The organism is Sphingobium sp. AntQ-1 (assembly GCF_028538045.1).
GTDB lineage: Bacteria > Pseudomonadota > Alphaproteobacteria > Sphingomonadales > Sphingomonadaceae > Sphingobium > Sphingobium cupriresistens.
The window spans coordinates 376,663-393,541 of the sequence record NZ_CP117158.1; the positions used below are offsets into that span (position 1 = coordinate 376,663).

20 protein-coding genes are annotated in these 16,879 nt (G+C 63.6%); all 20 read right to left on the reverse strand.

What is annotated here, in order from left to right:
* Nucleotides 1-75: 75 nt before the first annotated feature.
* Nucleotides 76-621 (reverse strand): hypothetical protein, encoded by a 546-nt coding sequence (locus sphantq_RS01875; RefSeq protein ID WP_272799438.1) that lies wholly within the window; start codon nt 619-621, stop codon nt 76-78.
* Nucleotides 602-1,063: a hypothetical protein gene (locus tag sphantq_RS01880; RefSeq protein ID WP_272799439.1), complete on the reverse strand. Its 462-nt coding sequence runs from the start codon at nt 1,061-1,063 to the stop codon at nt 602-604. The genes sphantq_RS01875 and sphantq_RS01880 overlap by 20 nt, the downstream gene beginning before the upstream one ends.
* 12 nt (nt 1,064-1,075) lie before the next feature.
* Nucleotides 1,076-1,723 carry a hypothetical protein gene (locus sphantq_RS01885; protein ID WP_272799440.1) on the reverse strand — a complete coding sequence of 216 codons (648 nt, stop codon included), beginning with the start codon at nt 1,721-1,723 and terminating at the stop codon, nt 1,076-1,078.
* A gap of 75 nt (nt 1,724-1,798) precedes the next feature.
* The gene (locus sphantq_RS01890; protein WP_272799441.1) at nt 1,799-2,494 is read right to left on the reverse strand and encodes a DUF5983 family protein; all 696 of its coding nucleotides are present in this window, start codon (nt 2,492-2,494) and stop codon (nt 1,799-1,801) included.
* Nucleotides 2,495-2,553: 59 nt separating this feature from the next.
* Nucleotides 2,554-7,707: a lactate dehydrogenase gene (locus tag sphantq_RS01895; protein WP_272799442.1), complete on the reverse strand. Its 5,154-nt coding sequence runs from the start codon at nt 7,705-7,707 to the stop codon at nt 2,554-2,556.
* Nucleotides 7,708-7,947: 240 nt separating this feature from the next.
* On the reverse strand, nt 7,948-8,469 hold the full coding sequence (locus tag sphantq_RS01900; protein ID WP_272799443.1) for a hypothetical protein: 522 nt from the start codon (nt 8,467-8,469) through the stop codon (nt 7,948-7,950).
* Nucleotides 8,470-8,488: 19 nt separating this feature from the next.
* Nucleotides 8,489-8,770 (reverse strand): hypothetical protein, encoded by a 282-nt coding sequence (locus tag sphantq_RS01905; protein ID WP_043152504.1) that lies wholly within the window; start codon nt 8,768-8,770, stop codon nt 8,489-8,491.
* Complete coding sequence (locus sphantq_RS01910) at nt 8,767-8,985, reverse strand: hypothetical protein (RefSeq protein WP_272799444.1); 219 nt, start codon at nt 8,983-8,985, stop codon at nt 8,767-8,769. Before sphantq_RS01910 ends, sphantq_RS01905 begins: the two co-directional genes overlap by 4 nt.
* The gene (locus sphantq_RS01915) at nt 8,978-9,337 is read right to left on the reverse strand and encodes a hypothetical protein (RefSeq protein ID WP_272799445.1); all 360 of its coding nucleotides are present in this window, start codon (nt 9,335-9,337) and stop codon (nt 8,978-8,980) included. Before sphantq_RS01915 ends, sphantq_RS01910 begins: the two co-directional genes overlap by 8 nt.
* A gap of 626 nt (nt 9,338-9,963) precedes the next feature.
* Nucleotides 9,964-11,202: a hypothetical protein gene (locus sphantq_RS01920; protein WP_272799446.1), complete on the reverse strand. Its 1,239-nt coding sequence runs from the start codon at nt 11,200-11,202 to the stop codon at nt 9,964-9,966.
* 24 nt (nt 11,203-11,226) lie between these two features.
* Complete coding sequence (locus sphantq_RS01925) at nt 11,227-12,099, reverse strand: Mom family adenine methylcarbamoylation protein (protein WP_272799447.1); 873 nt, start codon at nt 12,097-12,099, stop codon at nt 11,227-11,229.
* 61 nt (nt 12,100-12,160) lie between these two features.
* Complete coding sequence (locus sphantq_RS01930) at nt 12,161-12,553, reverse strand: type II toxin-antitoxin system VapC family toxin (protein WP_272799448.1); 393 nt, start codon at nt 12,551-12,553, stop codon at nt 12,161-12,163.
* Nucleotides 12,550-12,792: an AbrB/MazE/SpoVT family DNA-binding domain-containing protein gene (locus sphantq_RS01935; RefSeq protein WP_043152496.1), complete on the reverse strand. Its 243-nt coding sequence runs from the start codon at nt 12,790-12,792 to the stop codon at nt 12,550-12,552. Before sphantq_RS01935 ends, sphantq_RS01930 begins: the two co-directional genes overlap by 4 nt.
* 122 nt (nt 12,793-12,914) lie before the next feature.
* The gene (locus sphantq_RS01940; protein ID WP_272799449.1) at nt 12,915-13,115 is read right to left on the reverse strand and encodes a hypothetical protein; all 201 of its coding nucleotides are present in this window, start codon (nt 13,113-13,115) and stop codon (nt 12,915-12,917) included.
* Nucleotides 13,112-13,387: a hypothetical protein gene (locus tag sphantq_RS01945; protein WP_272799450.1), complete on the reverse strand. Its 276-nt coding sequence runs from the start codon at nt 13,385-13,387 to the stop codon at nt 13,112-13,114. Before sphantq_RS01945 ends, sphantq_RS01940 begins: the two co-directional genes overlap by 4 nt.
* 124 nt (nt 13,388-13,511) lie before the next feature.
* On the reverse strand, nt 13,512-14,270 hold the full coding sequence (locus sphantq_RS01950) for a PRTRC system ThiF family protein (protein WP_272800157.1): 759 nt from the start codon (nt 14,268-14,270) through the stop codon (nt 13,512-13,514).
* On the reverse strand, nt 14,260-14,715 hold the full coding sequence (locus sphantq_RS01955) for a PRTRC system protein A (RefSeq protein ID WP_336314447.1): 456 nt from the start codon (nt 14,713-14,715) through the stop codon (nt 14,260-14,262). Before sphantq_RS01955 ends, sphantq_RS01950 begins: the two co-directional genes overlap by 11 nt.
* The gene (locus tag sphantq_RS24355) at nt 14,597-14,929 is read right to left on the reverse strand and encodes a DUF2016 domain-containing protein (protein WP_443021517.1); all 333 of its coding nucleotides are present in this window, start codon (nt 14,927-14,929) and stop codon (nt 14,597-14,599) included. Before sphantq_RS24355 ends, sphantq_RS01955 begins: the two co-directional genes overlap by 119 nt.
* A complete protein-coding gene (locus tag sphantq_RS01960; protein WP_048578453.1) occupies nt 14,926-15,741 on the reverse strand; it encodes a PRTRC system protein B in 816 nt (271 codons plus the stop codon). Before sphantq_RS01960 ends, sphantq_RS24355 begins: the two co-directional genes overlap by 4 nt.
* Nucleotides 15,742-15,748: 7 nt before the next feature.
* Entirely contained in the window at nt 15,749-16,840 is a 1,092-nt protein-coding gene (locus sphantq_RS01965; protein ID WP_272799451.1) for a hypothetical protein, read from the reverse strand.
* Nucleotides 16,841-16,879: the final 39 nt, after the last annotated feature.

A 16,879-nucleotide genomic window follows, 5' to 3' on the forward strand; every position in this document is an offset into this window, starting at 1 on the left:
GGCTTGAGGGTCTGAGCGATCGCCTGGCGGCGAGCCGGCGAACTGGTCGGGCGGGAACCCGAACTTCAGGCAGGGCTAGGAAAGCCGAAGCGTCTTTTCGTCCGGAGTTTCGATATGGACATAGCGCTTGCCGCCGCTGCGGCGTTTGCGAATGCGGCCGTCCAAGAACGCATCGGCCCATCGCCTTGCTTCGGCGGCGCGGGCGCCGTCGGCGCATTCGTCCGCCTGCTCGAAGAGCGTATAGGCAAGGGCATATTGCTCCCGCTCCGGGAGGGCGAGCAGCGCCGAAGCGATCGGCAACGCGCTTTCGTAGAATTCGAGAACATGACGGCCACCGCCATGGTGGATCAGGATTGCAAGTCGGCCTCTGCTCCCGGTGCCCGTCGGTCGGGCAATCCGCACATCATGGGAGGCATAGGTGACCGAGACGCGTGAGGCTTCGAATTCACCGCGATGAAAGACGCGGTCGTCGCGGCTGGGAAGCGGATGGGCGAGGATTTCATAGCCGTCGAACCTTTCGACCCTGCGGATCAAATTGTTTCCGATAACGGTCATGACATGGATTCTCCGGTTCGGGGTGAGGGAAGTTGGGCGCCCGGCGTCACGCGGCGCGGCGGCCATCGGCGTCGCGAAGTCCGAGATCGAAGGCGGTGAGGATGTCGAAATCGGGTTCGAGACGGTCGAAAGCGTCCGTAAGATCGTCAATATTGATCCAGGTGAACGCATCACCGGGGTCATCATCGAGCTGGAACACGATGGGCAGCGAGCCTGCGGTCATCTCGGGGAAATTGGCTCGGATGATCAGTGTCTCGATCCGGCGCGCGAGGAGACCGATGCGGGGAGCAAGCCCGCCTCGCTCGGCATGTTCCATCGCAAAATAGCGCACCGGCGCCAGCAGCGGGGCAATGCGAACGCATGGGACGCGCCCGACGCTTTTCGGGCCGGCAACGGTACCGGTAAGCGCCCGGCGTTCGGCGGATACCGTGTCGGCGGGCACCAGCGCGCGATAGACATAGTGAGGCAGCGTCCCCGCAATGCGGGAACGGGCGACGATGATGTCCATGGTGGATCTCCTTCAGGCGACCAGCAGCGTTGCCGCAGCGTCGGAGCGGGGAAGATGCAGTTCGCGGCGGATGCGCGCCGCAAATCGCACCGGCTGGACCAGCTCGTCGACCGATGCCCAGTTGTTGCGATCGCCGACATAGTCCTTGGGGCCGGCAACCTTGCGGAACATCACTTCGCGGCTGAAACCCATCGCGCCGAGGCTGAGCTGCACGTAGATGCTCACGCCGTGGAGGATCACTTCACCGCTTACGGCGATGCCCCCACGGTTCGAACGAATATCGTAACTGTCTTCAGCGAGGCCGAGCGCGTCGGCCAGCGCGCGCAATGCCTTGCGACCGTCGCTGTGGAACAGCTTCTTCGCGGGTTCGTCATAGGCGACGCCCTTGTGGGCCAGCGCGATCAGTGCGGGCTTGCGCCGAATATCGGCGATGGCGTCGATGCAGGCACGTCGAAGTTCGACATCGGAGTCCTCGATCTCCGAGGCGATGGTGCCGAGGTGGCGTGCGAGCAGGATGACGGCCGGATCGCTGTCTTGCGGTCGCCCGGCGTTGCGGGAGTCCTCGATCGCGGCATTGAGCGCGTAGAGGGCGGTTGCCAGGGTAGGAAGCGCCGAAGGGTCGAGCGCCTGCTGGTGCCGAAAGGCCAGGTCATAGGACATGGGGATTTCTCCTGGGGTCCGGACGCATCTTCACGCCCGCCCAAATCCCCTCCCCCCTTCCCTCCCGTCAGGTGGTCACCACTCGAAATGTGGCAGCCGGTCGGTCGCGGCGGCATCGCGATCCAGGATCAGGTAGTCGCAACCCTTTTCTTGCGCGAATGTCAGCGTATCGGTGAGGTCGGCCGGAATCGCGGATGGGTCGCCGAACGAGGACGCAATGGTGCATATAAGCCAGCCATAATGCGTATCGGCGATGCTCAAGGGACGGTCGGACGGTTCGCGTGTCATCCACTCGTCGATCATCACGGTCGTCGGCCATGAAACATGGCGCGATGACAAGGCGAGATAGTTTCCGATCTCAAGGCGCTCGCGATCATAACCGACTTCCGGTTCGATCCACTCCATGCGGCTGAGGAGCTGGTCTTCGGGGTGAAGATTGAAATAGTCGCGCACCACAGCGGGATCATCGACGCGGTCGGGATCACGGCTGTCGTTGATCTCACCCCATCGCGATCGACAGAAGACCGCCACCTGTTCCACCAGCCCCTTGTGGCTGACGGCGGCGGCGACATTGGTCCCGTGACCATGGCTGATTATGGCGAGATGGACAGGAAGGCCCCAGGGAATTGGCATCTGGTTGATCCGTCCCATGGCGGCGTCGAGATCGGCAATGGTGTCGGCAATGTCACCGGATGCCCCGGCATGGGGTGCCAGGGCGGTCTTGGCGCGCGCCAGCAGCGCGAGATGCGCGGATCGCGTGTGATCAGCCATAGGATATCCTTTCACATATGGATTCTGGCGAGGACTTAGGTCACGCTCCATCGGTGCCCTCAGGCGGCAGAGACAGCCGGGTCGGGCAGCAGGTCGCCTTGGGTGCCCTCGGCCAAGGGCGCGTTATCGTTGCCTGGTTCGAACTCGCCCTTGGTGTTTGCCAGCTCGGCTTCGAGGTCAGCGAGTTCCCGAAGTTTGTCTTCGAGCAATTCAGTGTCAGAGAATTCCTGACCCAGGCGCGCCTCGAACGCCGGGAGGCGCCGTTCATCGGCTTCGAGGTTTGCCCTCAGTTTGGCGAGGTCGGCGTCGAGATTGCGAATGGAAGAATCGATCCGGCCAACCACGGTGCTCGACCGCGTTTTGTCGGTGACTTCGAATCCGCGATGTTCGCCGTGGTGCTGAATGGCGATCGTGGTGCAGATACACCGATCCCCGTCGTCATCTCTGGCCTCATAGCCCGAAATCTCCAGGTCGATGCCGTTGAAGCTTCCGAGCATCTGGCGCGTGGGAATGCCGCTCGCTCGCATCTCGTGAGCCTGTCGGAGGATCTTTTCCCCGGCGGCCTTGCGGTCGGCGATGATCGTGCCGTCGGAAGCGAAGATGATCTCGTCGTCATCGGTGGGAATACGTTGATCAATGTCGGATTCCAGCCAGGCGATCTGCCGGCGGCAGGTCTCGATATCATCTGTCGTTCGCCTGATCGTCCTGCGGATATTGAACTGGTCGTCGATATGCGCATCGCGCAGGCGCAGGAGTCTTGCCACCTCGGCGTCGAGACCAGCTTTCTTCATCAGGCGGTCGTCACCGGATGCGAGCGCCTTTGCCAGGGCGAACTGATTGACGTTGGAACCGACGTCCTCGATCCGCCGGATGGAGCGGTCGCCCGACATGGCCATGTTGATGAAGCGCGCCTTGCGCTCGAGCATTTGCCAGTTGGTGGCATCCATCGAGCCGCTGGTGGCGTAGCCGTAGAGCTCGATTTCGTCGTTCTGGTTCCCCTGGCGCTCGATCCGGCCTTCGCGCTGCTCGATATCGGAGGGGAGCCAGGGGACATCCAGATGATGCATCGCGATCAGGCGTTGTTGCGCGTTTACCCCGGTGCCCATCATGCTGGTCGAGCCGACGACGAAACCCTTTCGTCCCTGGTTGAGGTCGTTGAACAGGCGCTGCTTCGCACTGTTCTTCTTGTAGTGCTGGATGAACGCGATCTGGTCCGCGGGCACGCCCATTGCGACAAGTCGATCGCGGATCCAGACATAGGCGGAAAAGCCCCGCGTCTCGAGCGCGGCCTCGGTGCCGAGGTCGGAGAAGATCATCTGTACGGCGCCGGGCAGCGGGTAGGGTTTGCCGGTTTCGGGGTCCGTGTAGCGATAGGCGCGCGTCTCGTGCCAGATACGGTATGCGTTCTCGATCAGGAGATTGAGCTTGTTGCCCTCCTCGTTCCCCATCATGGGGTCGACGAAGCGGAGATCGATCGCGGAGTGCCTGCCGTCGGTGATCACCGACAAGAGGATGTCGTCGCCCTTCTGTGGCCGTCCGCTGCGGTTCTCGATGGCCTTGATGCGTCCGGCCAGCACCCTCTGATAGGCTTTGAAGGGCGCGCCCGACTTGGCGACGATGATCTTCCGCTTCCCGCCCTTGATGGTGGGCAGCCGGACATATTGGCGCAGATCGTCCTTCAGCACGACGTCGGCCACGCTGCGGTACATCGCCATCAGGTCGGCGACGTTCACGAACTCGCAGAAGCGGGTGACCGGCTTGTAGCTGCCGCTCGGCTGCAGCTCGAGTTCGGTGCGCGTGTCGCCGAAGTTCGCCGCCCAGGCGTCGAACTCGTGCAAGCCCTTCGCGGTGAGCTCGTCGGGCTGCATGAAGCGCTGCAGCGTATACATCTCGCCGAGGGTGTTGGTGATCGGCGTTCCAGACGAGAGGATCAGCTCGCGTCCGGGATTGATCCCGGCCAGATAGCGGCTCTTCACATAAAGGTCCCAGGCGCGCTGCGAACCCGCCGGATCTACCCCTTTGAGGTCGCCCAGATTTGTCGCGAAGGTCAGCTTGCGGAATTGCTGGGCTTCGTCGACGAGGATCTGGTCGATACCGATCTCGCCGATATGCACGAGGTCGTCCTTGCGGGCCTGCAGATTTTCGAGTCTGTTCTTCAGCCCTTCCTTCAGGCGCTCCACGCGCTTGCGGGAGACACGATCCTCGTTGTCGATGCCCGTGATCAGCACCTCGTAACTGGCGAGCTGGTCTTCGATCAGCTGCTTCTCGAATGCGGCGGGCGTCGGGATGAACTTGAAGGCATCATGCGTGATGATGATCGCGTCCCAGCTGCCGGTTGCCGCGCGCGCCAGGAATCGCTGACGCTTCTCGCGCACGAAGTTCGTATCGTCGGCAACGAGGATCCGTGCCGTGGGATAGAGCATCAGGAACTCGCGCGCGATCTGGGCCAGGCAGTGATTGGGCACCGCGATCATCGGTTTGTTCACGAGACCTAGCCGGCGCTGCTCCATCACGGCGGCGCACAGGCTGAAGGTTTTTCCTGCGCCGACCGAATGGGCGACATAGGTCGAGCCGGCGGCTAGGATACGCCAGATGACGCGCTTCTGGTGATCGCGCATCCTGATCGCCGTCGATGCGCCCGGCAGATGCAGATGCTTGCCGTTGAATGCGCGGGGTACGAGGTTGTTGTAGGCATCGTTGTAGATCCGCACGAGCCGGTCGGCGCGATCGCTTTCCTGCCAGACCCAGGTCTCGAAGGTCGACTTGATCGCCGCCAGCTTCTCCTTTGCGGCTTCGGTGTCGGTCGTGTTGAGTTCCCGGCGCTCCGAACCGTCCGCCTCCCGGTGGATGTCGTAGATCTTGGGTATGTGGGAATTGAGCGCGTCTTCGAGCAGGTCGGCCGCGCTGCGGCGCGCAGTGCCCCAGGTCGAGGTTGAACTGACGTGTCCGAGGAACGGGGCCTTGTCCACCGTCCAGCTCGCGAGCGCCACGGTATGACGGATCCGGGTCTGGACCTCCATGGCTTCGGCGACGAACGCTTCGATGACGTCCACCGGAATCCAGGGCGCCCCGAGACGCGCCGTGATCTCGCTCGGTTTGAGATCGACGGGCTGGACGGCTTCGAGAGCGGTTGCGGTCGCATTGAACCGCGGATCGGTTTCGGCCTTCGCGCGCGCGAGGGCCAGCTTGGTGCGGACAGGCCCCGAAAGGGCTTCGTCGGCCGGAACCCAATTGTCGAAATGGGGCGTGCTGCGGACGGGGTCGAGATAGACATCACCGGCAAGGTCGGCGAGCGCTTCGACTTCGGTGATCCCGAGCAACCCGGCGATCAGCGGAATGTCGACGCGGCCGCGATCATGGAGCGACAGCGCCAGGGCATCCTGGGCCGATTGGATCTCCTGGACAACCGGCGGCTTGACGACGCGTTCGGTGAAGATGGGACCCGGCGTGCCGGCGTCATCCGCCTCGTCATAATTCTCGATCGAGGCTACCAGCCATACGTCGGGGTCATCGAGGAAGGGCTGAAGATTCGGGCGGCGCGGATATTCCTTCTCGGCGCCGGTTTCCGGATCGATGCGGATGCTGGTGATGGTCCGGTTGATCGGCCCATGCTTCTTGATGAAGTGCCTGTAGTGGCTGAGCAGCTTTTCTTGGCAGTCGGCGTAGGGCCGGTCATTGAGCTGGGCGCGCAGGATCGCGCGGACCGTATCCCGGATGGGGATCAGCCCCCTGACGATGTTGGCATGCTTGGCGAACATGCCCGACCCGCCGCGCCCGTTTTTCACCTCGACCGCGGTCGGAAGTCCGTTGACGATCTGTCGCAGAATGCCGTCCGAAGCGAGATAGCTGCCTTCCTTGAAGTCCGCTTCGTCGGCGGCGGTGCCGACGTCGAGGTCGAAGGTGACGTCGAACTTGTCGCGCAGTGACGTGGTGCGCTCGACGGGGCGATAGATGCCTGCCTGTCTTGATGCGATCGCCGACAAGGTGGACGAGAGCGCGTCCCTCAGGTCGACCCCGGGCTCGGCCGCGCAGGAATATTCCATGCCGTACTGGCCGCTTTGCCATTGGTGGACGCCGAGAACATGGTCGGGATTGTCGAGGAAATAGCTGTTGATCCGGAGCGACCCGAACCCTTCGTCGCTGTCGGGAACCTCGGCCAGTTCGATCCAGTTTCGCATGGCGAACGGAGTATCGGGCGCGCGCTTCTGGAAGAGCAGGATATCGACGACGACGTCGGTGCCGGCCTCCTCCCTCATGGCCTTGCTCGGCAGGCGCACCGCGCCGAGGAAATCGGCGATGGAATCTATATGGAGCCGCGCTTTCGGGTCGCTTTTGTCGAGGGAATATCGCGACGTCACGAACATCGCGATGCCGCCTGGCCGGACGTGTTCGAGCGATTTCGCGATGAAGAAGTCGTGGAGCGACAGACCCAGGCGGCCGAGTTGCGTCTTATTGTGGATAGAGAGGTTCGAGAAAGGCGGATTGCCGATCGCCAGGTCGAAATCGCCGGGCAGCGATGCCTTGTCGAAGTCGATGCAGCGGATGACCTGGTTGGGATAGAGCGCGCTGGCGACGCGGGCGGTGACGGGGTCATTCTCGATGCCGACGAACACCGTACCATCGGAGAGATCGGGCGGCCGAAGCCCCATGAACAGGCCGCTTCCGCATCCCGGCTCAAGGATATGCCCCCCGCTGAAGCCGAGGATCCGGGTGGCGTCCCACATGGCCCGGACGATGTACTCGGGCGTGTAGTGGGCATATTGCGTAGCGCGCTTGAGCGACTGGAGCTCGCGGTCGGTGGTTTCGGTGATCAGGCTCTTTCCGAGGTCTTCCCAGCCCTCCCGAAATGTCTCCGAGCGATCCGCGAAGATGCTGTTCGCAAGCTCGGAAGCGCCGAACCCGATGAACCTGGCGATGCGCTCCTGTTCGGCCGGTGTCGCCGGTCTTTGCTCTTGATCCAGGAGGTTCAGAAGCTTGATCGCCTCGACATTGTCCCGTGCGCGGCCCTTCCAGGATGGCGCCAAGTCCCGCCCCGCAGCGAGCGAGAAGTCGAAGGACGCAACTGGCGATGCGGCAGCGGTGAGGGAGATCGCGGCCGATGGAAGGAGCGCCGTTTCCCGAATGTCGCGGGCAATGGCCTCGCTGGCGGACGCAACGATCTGGTCGAAGTCGAGGCTCAGCTGGAGAGCCAGCGCGGATGCACTGTTTCGCATGGGGTGCTTCCTTTCGGTGATTTCGAGGGTGCCGCACGGCGTCTCGGGTTCGTGCCGGACACCGGGCAGCGATGTGGTCGGAAGGGTAAAGAGGCGGATTTGCGCGCGCCCGGATTCCAGCGGCCGGCAAAGAACTGCCCTCGCCAGACGTGCGTCGGACGATCGCTATCGAAGGCGCGCCGTCGTTCCAGAGGCCACGGTCGCAAGAACCAGGATCATGGCCATCTCCGATTTGGAGTGTCAGTGGCTTGAGAGCAGAAGGTCCAAGGCTCGCCCGAACACCTCATCGCCGGCGTCGTTGACGACGACAGCGTCGGGATTGGTGGCGCGCACTGCGCGCTCGATGGTCGCAAGCGGCCGCTTCCGCAGCGGATATTGCAGGATCTGATCATTCTCGATCGTGACCAGATTGGTGCGCAGCAAGCGCTTCAGCCGACGGCCCTCGACGGCGCGCGAAAGAAGGTCGCTTATCTCGGCCTCGAGATCATGATCGAAGGTCATGTCGCCGAAAGAGCGCGGTGACCGGTTGGCCTTGAGCCAGGCGTCGACTTCGCCTTCGGTCCATCGGCCGACCTGATGATAGAAATCAGCGCCGCCGGTTCCCTGGTTTCGGGCGTGAAAGGCCAGCTCGCCGTCGATCCAGATCTCAGCGGTGTAAGCAGCCGTTTCTTGCGACAGCGCGGCGCTATATTGGATGTGCTTTAGCTCGATTTTCATGGGGAAGCTCCAGACCGCTCCAGCAAACGGAGCGCCCCTCCCCATCCTCCTCCCCTCCTTTCGGTCAGTGCGGACCGTCCTGCGCTCCGAGGGGCCTGTATTCCGCGTCATAGGAACAGCTCTTCTCGAACTCCGGATCGTCCGTTTCATCGACCAGAAAACCGGTGATCTCCTCGGCAGGCTCTGCGTCGAGCACTGCGGCAGCATTGGGAAGCAGGCGGACAGGGAATATCCCCGTCCCGACAATTCCTTCGGCTTGCCGCATTGCGTCGGTGTGATCCTCCGCCGTTACCGCGACCTTGACCCTGATCGTCGCATAGACATGGACATGATGAAGCTTGCTCATTCGTCGATCTCCTCGACGCTGCTTTCACCATCGACGTCGAACGGGCCGGTGTCGGTGTCGATCGGCTCGTGGTCGGAACTGTAAACGTCGATCTGCTCGATTGTCGGGGACAGCCATTCGACGAAACGGTCGGCGCGACCCTGCGCCTGGGCGGCGCCTTCCGCATCGACGATCACGGAGATGAACGCCTTCACGTCGACCTGGTATCTAGGCATCGTTCGTCTCCCTTCCCTTGCCCCAGCGCTGGACGGTCTCGGTCTCGACCTGTTCGACCTGCACGATCCGGCCCCGGTTCATCGCCGCGTCGACGGGCGCGCAAAGCACGAAGTCGACTTCGAAGGCGCGTTCGGGGTCGTACCAGGGACCGAAACCCGGCTCCGTCTGTCCGGGAAGAGGCTCCTGGCGACGCAAGGCCTTGCGCGTCTCGCGTTCGATCGCGGCGAGGTCGGCTTCGACCCTGGGATTGATGGCGTCGCCGATGACGTTCACCTTGGCGGTGATCTCGACCAGCTCGGTGTGGAGATGGCTGGATCGTATGACGACGAGCACCTTGCGTTGTATTGTCATGATGATTCCTTTCTGAGAGCGACGTGTCGGCGGGATCGCCTTCGACGATGAGGGGCGGCAGGCAAAAATCGGCAGCGTCGAACCAGGCGATGATCGCTTCGAGCGAGCCGAGCTTTTCGGCAGTTCCCCGGTTCAACACGACGTAGCCGCCTTCGTCGGCCGGATAGGAAGCCGGCTCGCCCTCGCCGGTGAAGACGACGCGTTCGGGATTCCACTCGCCGGGATAGCCGTCGCACGAGCGGATAAAAGGCAGGTTCAGCTCGATGCATCGCGCTTCGAGGTCCTCGAATTGTCCACCCACGACGCCGTGAGCATAGAGGTCGAGTGGCTGGCCGGGCATGCGATGGGACGGATCGAAGGGTTCGCCATCCCACTCGACCGACAGCCGCTCGGCGAGGATGATGTCCGCCAACTCGTCATAGGCGGCTGCGGAGAGCGTTCCACCCAATCGGATGGACGCGGGTACTCGATTGGCCATGATAACCTCCGTAGGTTTGCTCCCGCCTGACACGGGGGCTGGATCGGACTGCTTTGGATTTCGATGTGCTCGGAGCAGCGGCTGGGCATGGCCAGCACAGCTGCGTCTGAGCGTCAGCGATCAAATGGCTAGCTGGCACCGGATCGGATCATCCCAGGCGAAGCGCAGCGGCATATTGGCGTAGCAGGTCGGCCATCGCGCTTCGGGCATGGCCCTTATTGCCGATGACGATCTCGGGCTGGAGTTCCCGGCCGAGCGCGGTGCGGTAACCGAGCGCCAATTGACCGTTTGCGTCCTCGACGACGATGCGGTGGCCACGAGGCTCCGCTGGGCCACCGTAACGCGCGGTGAAATCCCCGAGGCGCCCCGAAAGGCCAGCGGCCATCTTGCTCCAGCGGATGTGTCCGGCGGCAAATTGGTCGCCGGGCGCGCGGCCGCGCGCGAGCCAATGGCGGAACTGCGCGCGCTGCTGGAGCACTGAATTGCGCGTCCGTTCCATTGTTCGGGCGAGAGGCAGCATATCGGCATCAGCGTCGATGCGGCCGAGTTCCGCGTCGTCGGCAACGACCAGAATATCGGTATAGTCGCCTTGGCGCAGGAACTGGCGAAGCGCAGCACCATCGCCAGGTGCCGGGCCCGTCGATGTCCATAGCGGGCGGAGCCCGGATTCGGCGTTGACCACAAAAAGGGCCGCGGCTTCGTATCCGGGCCGTTGGTGCAGCATCGCGAGGATACCGATAGCCCCTGCCGTGATTTCGGATTCGCCGAGCAGAAGCAGACGCCGATGCCATGAAACGGGTGGAGGAACGTCGCTCGGGCTTGGCCATTGACTGGGAAGCGGGCGTGCGGCTCGCGGGGTATCCGCGCGAATGGGCTCGGACGGAGTGGCCGCGAAGGACCGTCGGGCGACGTCGAAGACGTCGTTGGGTTGGCCGCCGCCATCCAGAAAGCCCTGATGGTAAGCGGGTCGGCGAACATCCGGTTGGTCCGGACGGGGCGACGACGGCGGCCGCGCCACCCATCCGGCGCGCGCGGCATAGCGGCCATCGGCATACGCAACGGCGGCGTCCCAGTCATAGCCATGAATGTTGCGAGCATGGAGAATGGCGACATGGCGACTGTCTGTGCTGCCCTGCGCGATCTGACGTTCGACAAAGGCGAAGTTCGCAGCCCTACGCTGCTGCTCAGTCTCCAGTCGGATAGTCTCGTGGAGCGGACCAAGCATCTGGACGCGCTCGCGGGTCCGCGCCATGCGGACGTCCAGCGGCGCGTCGTGCGGAAGATCGGGAAAGCATCTCCAGGCATCGGCTATCGCTCGAGCGTGGTGGGCCGGACGGCCGCGCGCTATCCAGCATCCCGCGTCGGCGGGATCGAAGATGTCGATCATGTCGGGAGTCCTTTGCGCGGCTGTTCAAGCTGCGAACTGAAGCAGCGGCAACGCGGTGACATCGCCTTGCGTCGCGGCGCGATCGAGTACCGGGTAAGGCAGGATCGGGACCTTTCGGGCCGCGATCCGGGCTGCCTTCGTGAGAGGAAAAAGAAAGGTATGGCAGCCGGGGTGGCGCCGCCTGCGCAGGAACCCTGTTCGTTCAAGGTCGGCGAGCCAATCCGCGCGGTTCTCGCCGAAGTGCGGAGGCCTCGCCCCCGCTTCGAGAAGCGCGTCCATCGCATAGCGCTGGCCGCACTCGGCGTTGCGTATCTTGGATATGGCGCGCGAGGAGTTCGGCTGGCCGTCAGGCAGGATCAAGTCGGTGCGCGGGCTCGATCTCCCAGAATATTGGCTCCCGGCCGCGCAATATACGAGGCCGATATGCCCGGGCAGGACCAGTCGGCCATCGGCGTCGACGCGTCGCACGGGATCCGCGTAGGAGATGACCGAGAGGATTTCAGGCTTCTCGCGCCGCAGGAGCCGGAATGCTCGGGCGATCATGAAAGTCTCGGCGTTGCCGCCTTGGGAATCGTCGATGACGAGACGCCCGAGATCGCAAGCCGTCCGTGGATCGGTGAGACCCGCGCTCTTGGGCACGCTGGCGTTGTTGACCGGGTGCGAGAAGACGCACACTCCGACCAGCTCGGAACGACCGCCCTTGCCATTTGCGAAGAGGCCCACCGAAAGGCGCGCGACAGGCATAGAGGCCGTATAGTGATGCGCCTGCACGAAGGGCGCCGCCTGGCGTTTGGTGCTGATGACATCGACGGCGAGGTGCTTGGGATCGATTTCCGTGGCGTTCGGGATCCAGCGGCAGCGTCGATCGCGCCAGCGCTGGGTGCGGGTGGTGAGCATGGCAATCTCCTTGTGGATTGCCTTCCGCCCTCTTCCTCCCCTCCCTCTGCTCTTCGGCGGCTCAGTCTTCCCAATTCTCGAAAGAAAGCCCCTCGACGCGGGAGAACTCGCGGATATTGCGGGTGATCACGGTGAACCCGCGCGCAAGCGCCTGGCCCGCGATCAGGGTATCGAGCGGCCCGATGGGTTTACCTATGCGGGCCAGGTTCGTTCGAACCTCTCCGGCCGTTCGGCTATCTGCGCGCGCGAAGTCCACGACCTCGAACCGCAAGGCACCGATCCGATCCAGATTCTCCTTGACCCGCGCGCTGTTGAACGCGCCGAAATAGAGTTCGTGCATGACGATCGACGACACGACGCAATCGAGCGTGCTGTGCCGCTCGAGATTCTTCCAGATCTGCTTATTCCCCTTGAACAGCGCGATGATTGTGTTGGCATCGAGCGAAAACGTCATGCGTCAGGGTCCATGGCGTCGCGAATTTCGAACTTCTGCGGCTCGTTGACCGCGGCCTCAAAATCTTCGTCCACCGGACCAACCAGCGCCTTGAGCCAGTTCCAGTCGGACGAGATCGGTTCGAGGATGACGGCATCTCCTTCGCGTCGAATGCGAACCTGATCTCCCTCGAAGCGAAACTCCTTGGGTAAACGCACGGCCTGGGAGCGGCCGGTCTTGAATATCTTGGCGATTTCCATGTTCGCCTCCTATGCCTGTGGTAGGTATCAAAGATATATATCACGGTGCGGGGCGTACCGGAAGCGCCAACATGCCATTCTCCGCCCGGTGTTCCGTCCACAGAAGCGTGAAGCAGCGGCGGTCAGGGTTTCTTGGCCATTGGGCCGCAGCCCTCATCGCTGTGTGAGGGTTGAGTCGGAGGCGGTCGATTACTCGCCGAGCCTTTCAGCAGCGCATGAATCAGCCGCTCTTCTTTTTTGCTGATCCGGTGACGCCGGCGATCGCGCTCGATTTGCTGTTGCACGGCGTCGGCGCTGTAGCCGGTTGGGGAATTCTCGGTCATGCCGGTATCTCCGACCAGCCGCCAGCAGCGCTGATCCAGACCATGCCTAATGCTCCCGGCCGGGCCTCTTGCCCATCGATGGTCCGGGTGCCGGGATCACGCACGATCACGCCGCCGCTGTCATTGACGCGCAGCGGCGCCCTGCCGCCGAGCACGATCCAGTCGCCACGGCCGCCAGGCAAATGAACCATGTCGCCTGGCTCGACCTCGGCAGCCAGTTCGCGACCGATCGTGTAATGGAGCGTCCAGCCATTGCCGGTAATGTGTGTCATACACATCCTCCTTCCAAAAGCTCGTTGAGGTCCACAGTGCGTCGCGACCGCGGGATGGGGAAATCCGGATCGAGGACATAGGAAATGTCTTTGCCTGCGAAGGCGGGTGGTCAGGCGCGCTGCTTCAGTCGCTTCGCGGCAGCGGGATCGGGACGGCTTGCCCGCTGGCGAGGTTGAGGAAGGCGCCAGCGTGGCCGATGGAGCCGCGCCCGAGGAGATCGAACAAAAGCGCGAGAGCGTGGCTCGCCAGGACGCGGTTGACGAACAGCGATTGACGCTCGAGCGCCTCGGCAACCGAGCAGGAAGGGGCATTGTCGTCGGCCAAGCTTTCGTCTGCGAGTTCCGGGAAATATTCGAGCACGGTCGGAAGACGTCGGACGGCCTTGTCATTGGCACGGCCCGGGCAGCCGATAAGATATTGTCCGTCGGTCGCGCGATTTCCGAGATCCATCCAGTAACTGGGCATGGATTTCCTCGCGCCAAGCGCCGAACCAATCGTGCGACGGGCCGAGGCGGTGTCGACGCAGGTGATGAGCATGTCGGCGTCTTCCACACCGATCGCGCCGGGTGCGCGACCATGAACCGCCTCCCAGGAGAGCCCGTGCGCGAGGTTGATCCTTTCCGTCAGTGTGCGCGCCTTCGAATTCCCTAGATCGCACCGGTAGAAGGGCTGGCGGCCGAGATTGGCTTCGCTGACGGTATCATCGTCGACCACGGTGACATGGAGCGATCGGGAGGAGATCGCCCGCAGTGCCGTGTCCAGTGAGGCGAGACCCATCAACATCTGAGCGCCGTTCCCTCCGCAGCCGGCGAGCAGTATCCTTATGGTGCGATTGTCGAAGGCGGCGGGAAGATAGTGGCGGTCCTTGTGGTCAGGCTGCATCATCATCTCCTGAGAAAGGACTGCGCGGGACAGCCAGGAACAAGCCGTTGGCGCAGAGGCGCAACGCCATTTCCAGACCGTCCGCGTGGTCGAGCCGGCCGATCACGATCGCTATCTTCGTGGCATCGGCGTCGTCGGCATCGTCGGTGGCGCTGAAGAATGCACGACCGGATCCGTGGCTGTGAATGTCGCAGACGACATGCCAATCAGGCGCCAGGACAGGCGTGCGGTACACGAGGCGCGAAGGCGTTGCCTCGTCGATGGCGGGGAAATGCAACGAGAAGGCCTTGGTCGCCTCGTTCCAGAGCACGAACCCGGCGCCCTCGTTAGGCAAGGCCGCATAGAAATGCTCGAGAATGGACACAAGATGCTCGCGCGGGATCAGGCCGCACCGCAGATCGGCCCTTGGCTCGCCGGCACTGCCATAGGGGAGATAAGGGGAGATAAGCGGAGATCGGCGGCGTTAGAGAAACATCGAGCGCGAGCCAGGCCCGGCGCAGGATGAGCATGACACCGTCGTTCCCGATGGCGAGACCGTGGCCGGTGCGTGCGGCGCGAAGCGCATCGAGGGCGGGCGATCGCCCGCGGGGCGGAACCGGGTAGCAGGGTACAGCGGAGAGCACTGCGGCGGCTGTCGGATCATCGGCCAGCAGGGTCATCGCCGCGCGCTCGCAATAAGCTTCCCGACCGTCATCGGCTCGGCCGAAGCTGCCCGCGAGGTTTGCCGGCCGCGGAAGGGCCTGAGACGGCGGACTGGAAAGCGGACCGCACGTCGCGCGGCGAGATCGTCCCAGAGCCTGACAAGTCCCCCCTTGCCGGTGACGGTCAGTTCCTGGCCCGTATTGGGGTGCGTCGACCAGGAGTCGAATACCGCGCGCTCGAATTCCGGGATGGACGCGATCGTCGGCGATTTCGGCTGCGGGATGTTCCCCCAGCAAAGCCGCCCGTCGACGTAGACATTGAGGACCGGCGAGTGCAGCAGCTCGGTGTCGGCGGTGGGGCGCTCGTCTGTCGGAAGAGCATAGACGCCAAGACCGGATCGGGTGGCGACAAACAGATGCGCCGGGTACGGGACCGGCAGGATCGTTCGCTCGGACAGGGTCTTGAGGCCGGCGGGCGGGCTCGACAGGGCGAAATAGGCTGAGCGCACCTGTGCCGGAATCCACCATGCGAGCATGTCGGGATGGGCAACCAGCACGTTGGCTGGCAGTATCTCGGGCAGGACGGTCCGACCAAGCGCCTCGGTCCATTGCCGCAAGTGCGCGCGCGTCAGCGGAGCTCCCGCGCCGATCGACGGCTGGCCTTCATCATCGTGCCCTACCGCGTGAATGCTGGCAAAGGCCGGCGCATCCCGTCGGGTCGCACCGTAGGAATTGATGTTGCGGGGCGCGTCGCGCCTGTAGAGCAGGATGGCGTTGGTCAGCACCACGCCGCCACCGCTCGCTTCGAAATGGGTGCTATGGTCGGGCATGTCGGCCTCACAGATTGGTGGGATCCAGTTGGATCAGATGCTGGGCGGCGAGCAGGAATTGCGCGCCAAGCCGCAATGAGGTGAGCCAGTCGTCGATCCGACCCGCTTCCGGCAGCGGGCAGAGTCCCGCGATGTCCATGAAGCCCATTTCCATGCCGTGGCGGCCGACATCGTCGAGTTGGGGCGCGAACTGCTCTGTGGGCACGAGCGTCAGCGGCGGCAATGACGAGCATTCCTCGAAGCCGGGGACGTATTGGTAGATGAGATCGATGTCGAAGTGCCAGGCATTGCGTTCCGGTTGCAGCCGCTTCAAGGCGCGCCGCGCATGGTGGAGGCTCCGCAGCTTCTGTTGCAGGCCGGTAGGGAGTTGCGCCGGTGGTGCGGCGTTCGCCGTGATCATCCAATCGGGGCGGCGGGCGTTCATCGTGGACGGCAGTGCCTGCTCCTCGAGGTCGGCCTCGTCCGCGCCATGGTAGTAGATCAGGGATTGACGGGCGCCTTCGTCTTCCGTCTCTCCGTCCCAATAGTACATGGCGATTTGGTCGAAGAGGTCCTGGTAGCCGAAGACCGGAAGCACGCAGCCCAGGCTTTGCTCGAGCGCATGATAGGCAGCGGCGCGCCAGGAGATCGACGCATCGCTGGTCTCGATCCACCCGAGGTCCATCTGCCCCATGCTGTCGCAGACGATGGCGATCGCCGGCGGGTCGCCGTCCTCGCCCTTCAGGACGGTCATCCGGAAGTCAGCGAGGTCGACCGGCGCGAGGATTTCAAGCACCGCTGCACCGAAGACCTGTTCGATGCGGCGACGGGCCTGCGCGCGGGTATATTGCCTCGCCGACGTTTCCCGTGCCGCGACCCAGCCGCCGATCAGCTTGTGATGCGGTCCCAGCGGATGGTCGAAGAGGGCGGGAATATCGTCGGAGAGCGCGACGGATCGTCCCGCGAGATCAGCCGAGGGGCGGGAGGCTGAGGCCCGGAGGGGGTTCGAGCGGCCCGGCGGCTTCGCTCGAGTGGTTGTCCGGGTCGAGGAGAAGCCGAGCGTGGAGGGCCTGGACGTGCGTGCTGCAGGCAGGCGGGGTGAAGTCGGTCGTGTCGCCATCGTCGGACTCGATCCAATGGAGGAGCGTTTTGCGGGGTG

What these genes read in the sequence shown, in the direction of transcription:
- sphantq_RS01875 (WP_272799438.1), bottom strand. Translation starts at nt 621, where the DNA reads ATGGCCGCCGCGCCGCGTGACGCCGGGCGCCCAACTTCCCTCACCCCG.
- sphantq_RS01880 (WP_272799439.1), bottom strand. Translation starts at nt 1,063, where the DNA reads ATGGACATCATCGTCGCCCGTTCCCGCATTGCGGGGACGCTGCCTCAC.
- sphantq_RS01885 (WP_272799440.1), bottom strand. Translation starts at nt 1,723, where the DNA reads ATGTCCTATGACCTGGCCTTTCGGCACCAGCAGGCGCTCGACCCTTCG.
- sphantq_RS01890 (WP_272799441.1), bottom strand. Translation starts at nt 2,494, where the DNA reads ATGGCTGATCACACGCGATCCGCGCATCTCGCGCTGCTGGCGCGCGCC.
- sphantq_RS01895 (WP_272799442.1), bottom strand. Translation starts at nt 7,707, where the DNA reads ATGCGAAACAGTGCATCCGCGCTGGCTCTCCAGCTGAGCCTCGACTTC.
- sphantq_RS01900 (WP_272799443.1), bottom strand. Translation starts at nt 8,469, where the DNA reads ATGGGGAGGGGCGCTCCGTTTGCTGGAGCGGTCTGGAGCTTCCCCATG.
- sphantq_RS01905 (WP_043152504.1), bottom strand. Translation starts at nt 8,770, where the DNA reads ATGAGCAAGCTTCATCATGTCCATGTCTATGCGACGATCAGGGTCAAG.
- sphantq_RS01910 (WP_272799444.1), bottom strand. Translation starts at nt 8,985, where the DNA reads ATGCCTAGATACCAGGTCGACGTGAAGGCGTTCATCTCCGTGATCGTC.
- sphantq_RS01915 (WP_272799445.1), bottom strand. Translation starts at nt 9,337, where the DNA reads ATGACAATACAACGCAAGGTGCTCGTCGTCATACGATCCAGCCATCTC.
- sphantq_RS01920 (WP_272799446.1), bottom strand. Translation starts at nt 11,202, where the DNA reads ATGATCGACATCTTCGATCCCGCCGACGCGGGATGCTGGATAGCGCGC.
- sphantq_RS01925 (WP_272799447.1), bottom strand. Translation starts at nt 12,099, where the DNA reads ATGCTCACCACCCGCACCCAGCGCTGGCGCGATCGACGCTGCCGCTGG.
- sphantq_RS01930 (WP_272799448.1), bottom strand. Translation starts at nt 12,553, where the DNA reads ATGACGTTTTCGCTCGATGCCAACACAATCATCGCGCTGTTCAAGGGG.
- sphantq_RS01935 (WP_043152496.1), bottom strand. Translation starts at nt 12,792, where the DNA reads ATGGAAATCGCCAAGATATTCAAGACCGGCCGCTCCCAGGCCGTGCGT.
- sphantq_RS01940 (WP_272799449.1), bottom strand. Translation starts at nt 13,115, where the DNA reads ATGACCGAGAATTCCCCAACCGGCTACAGCGCCGACGCCGTGCAACAG.
- sphantq_RS01945 (WP_272799450.1), bottom strand. Translation starts at nt 13,387, where the DNA reads ATGACACACATTACCGGCAATGGCTGGACGCTCCATTACACGATCGGT.
- sphantq_RS01950 (WP_272800157.1), bottom strand. Translation starts at nt 14,270, where the DNA reads ATGCAGCCTGACCACAAGGACCGCCACTATCTTCCCGCCGCCTTCGAC.
- sphantq_RS24355 (WP_443021517.1), bottom strand. Translation starts at nt 14,929, where the DNA reads ATGACCCTGCTGGCCGATGATCCGACAGCCGCCGCAGTGCTCTCCGCT.
- sphantq_RS01960 (WP_048578453.1), bottom strand. Translation starts at nt 15,741, where the DNA reads ATGCCCGACCATAGCACCCATTTCGAAGCGAGCGGTGGCGGCGTGGTG.
- sphantq_RS01965 (WP_272799451.1), bottom strand. Translation starts at nt 16,840, where the DNA reads ATGGCGACACGACCGACTTCACCCCGCCTGCCTGCAGCACGCACGTCC.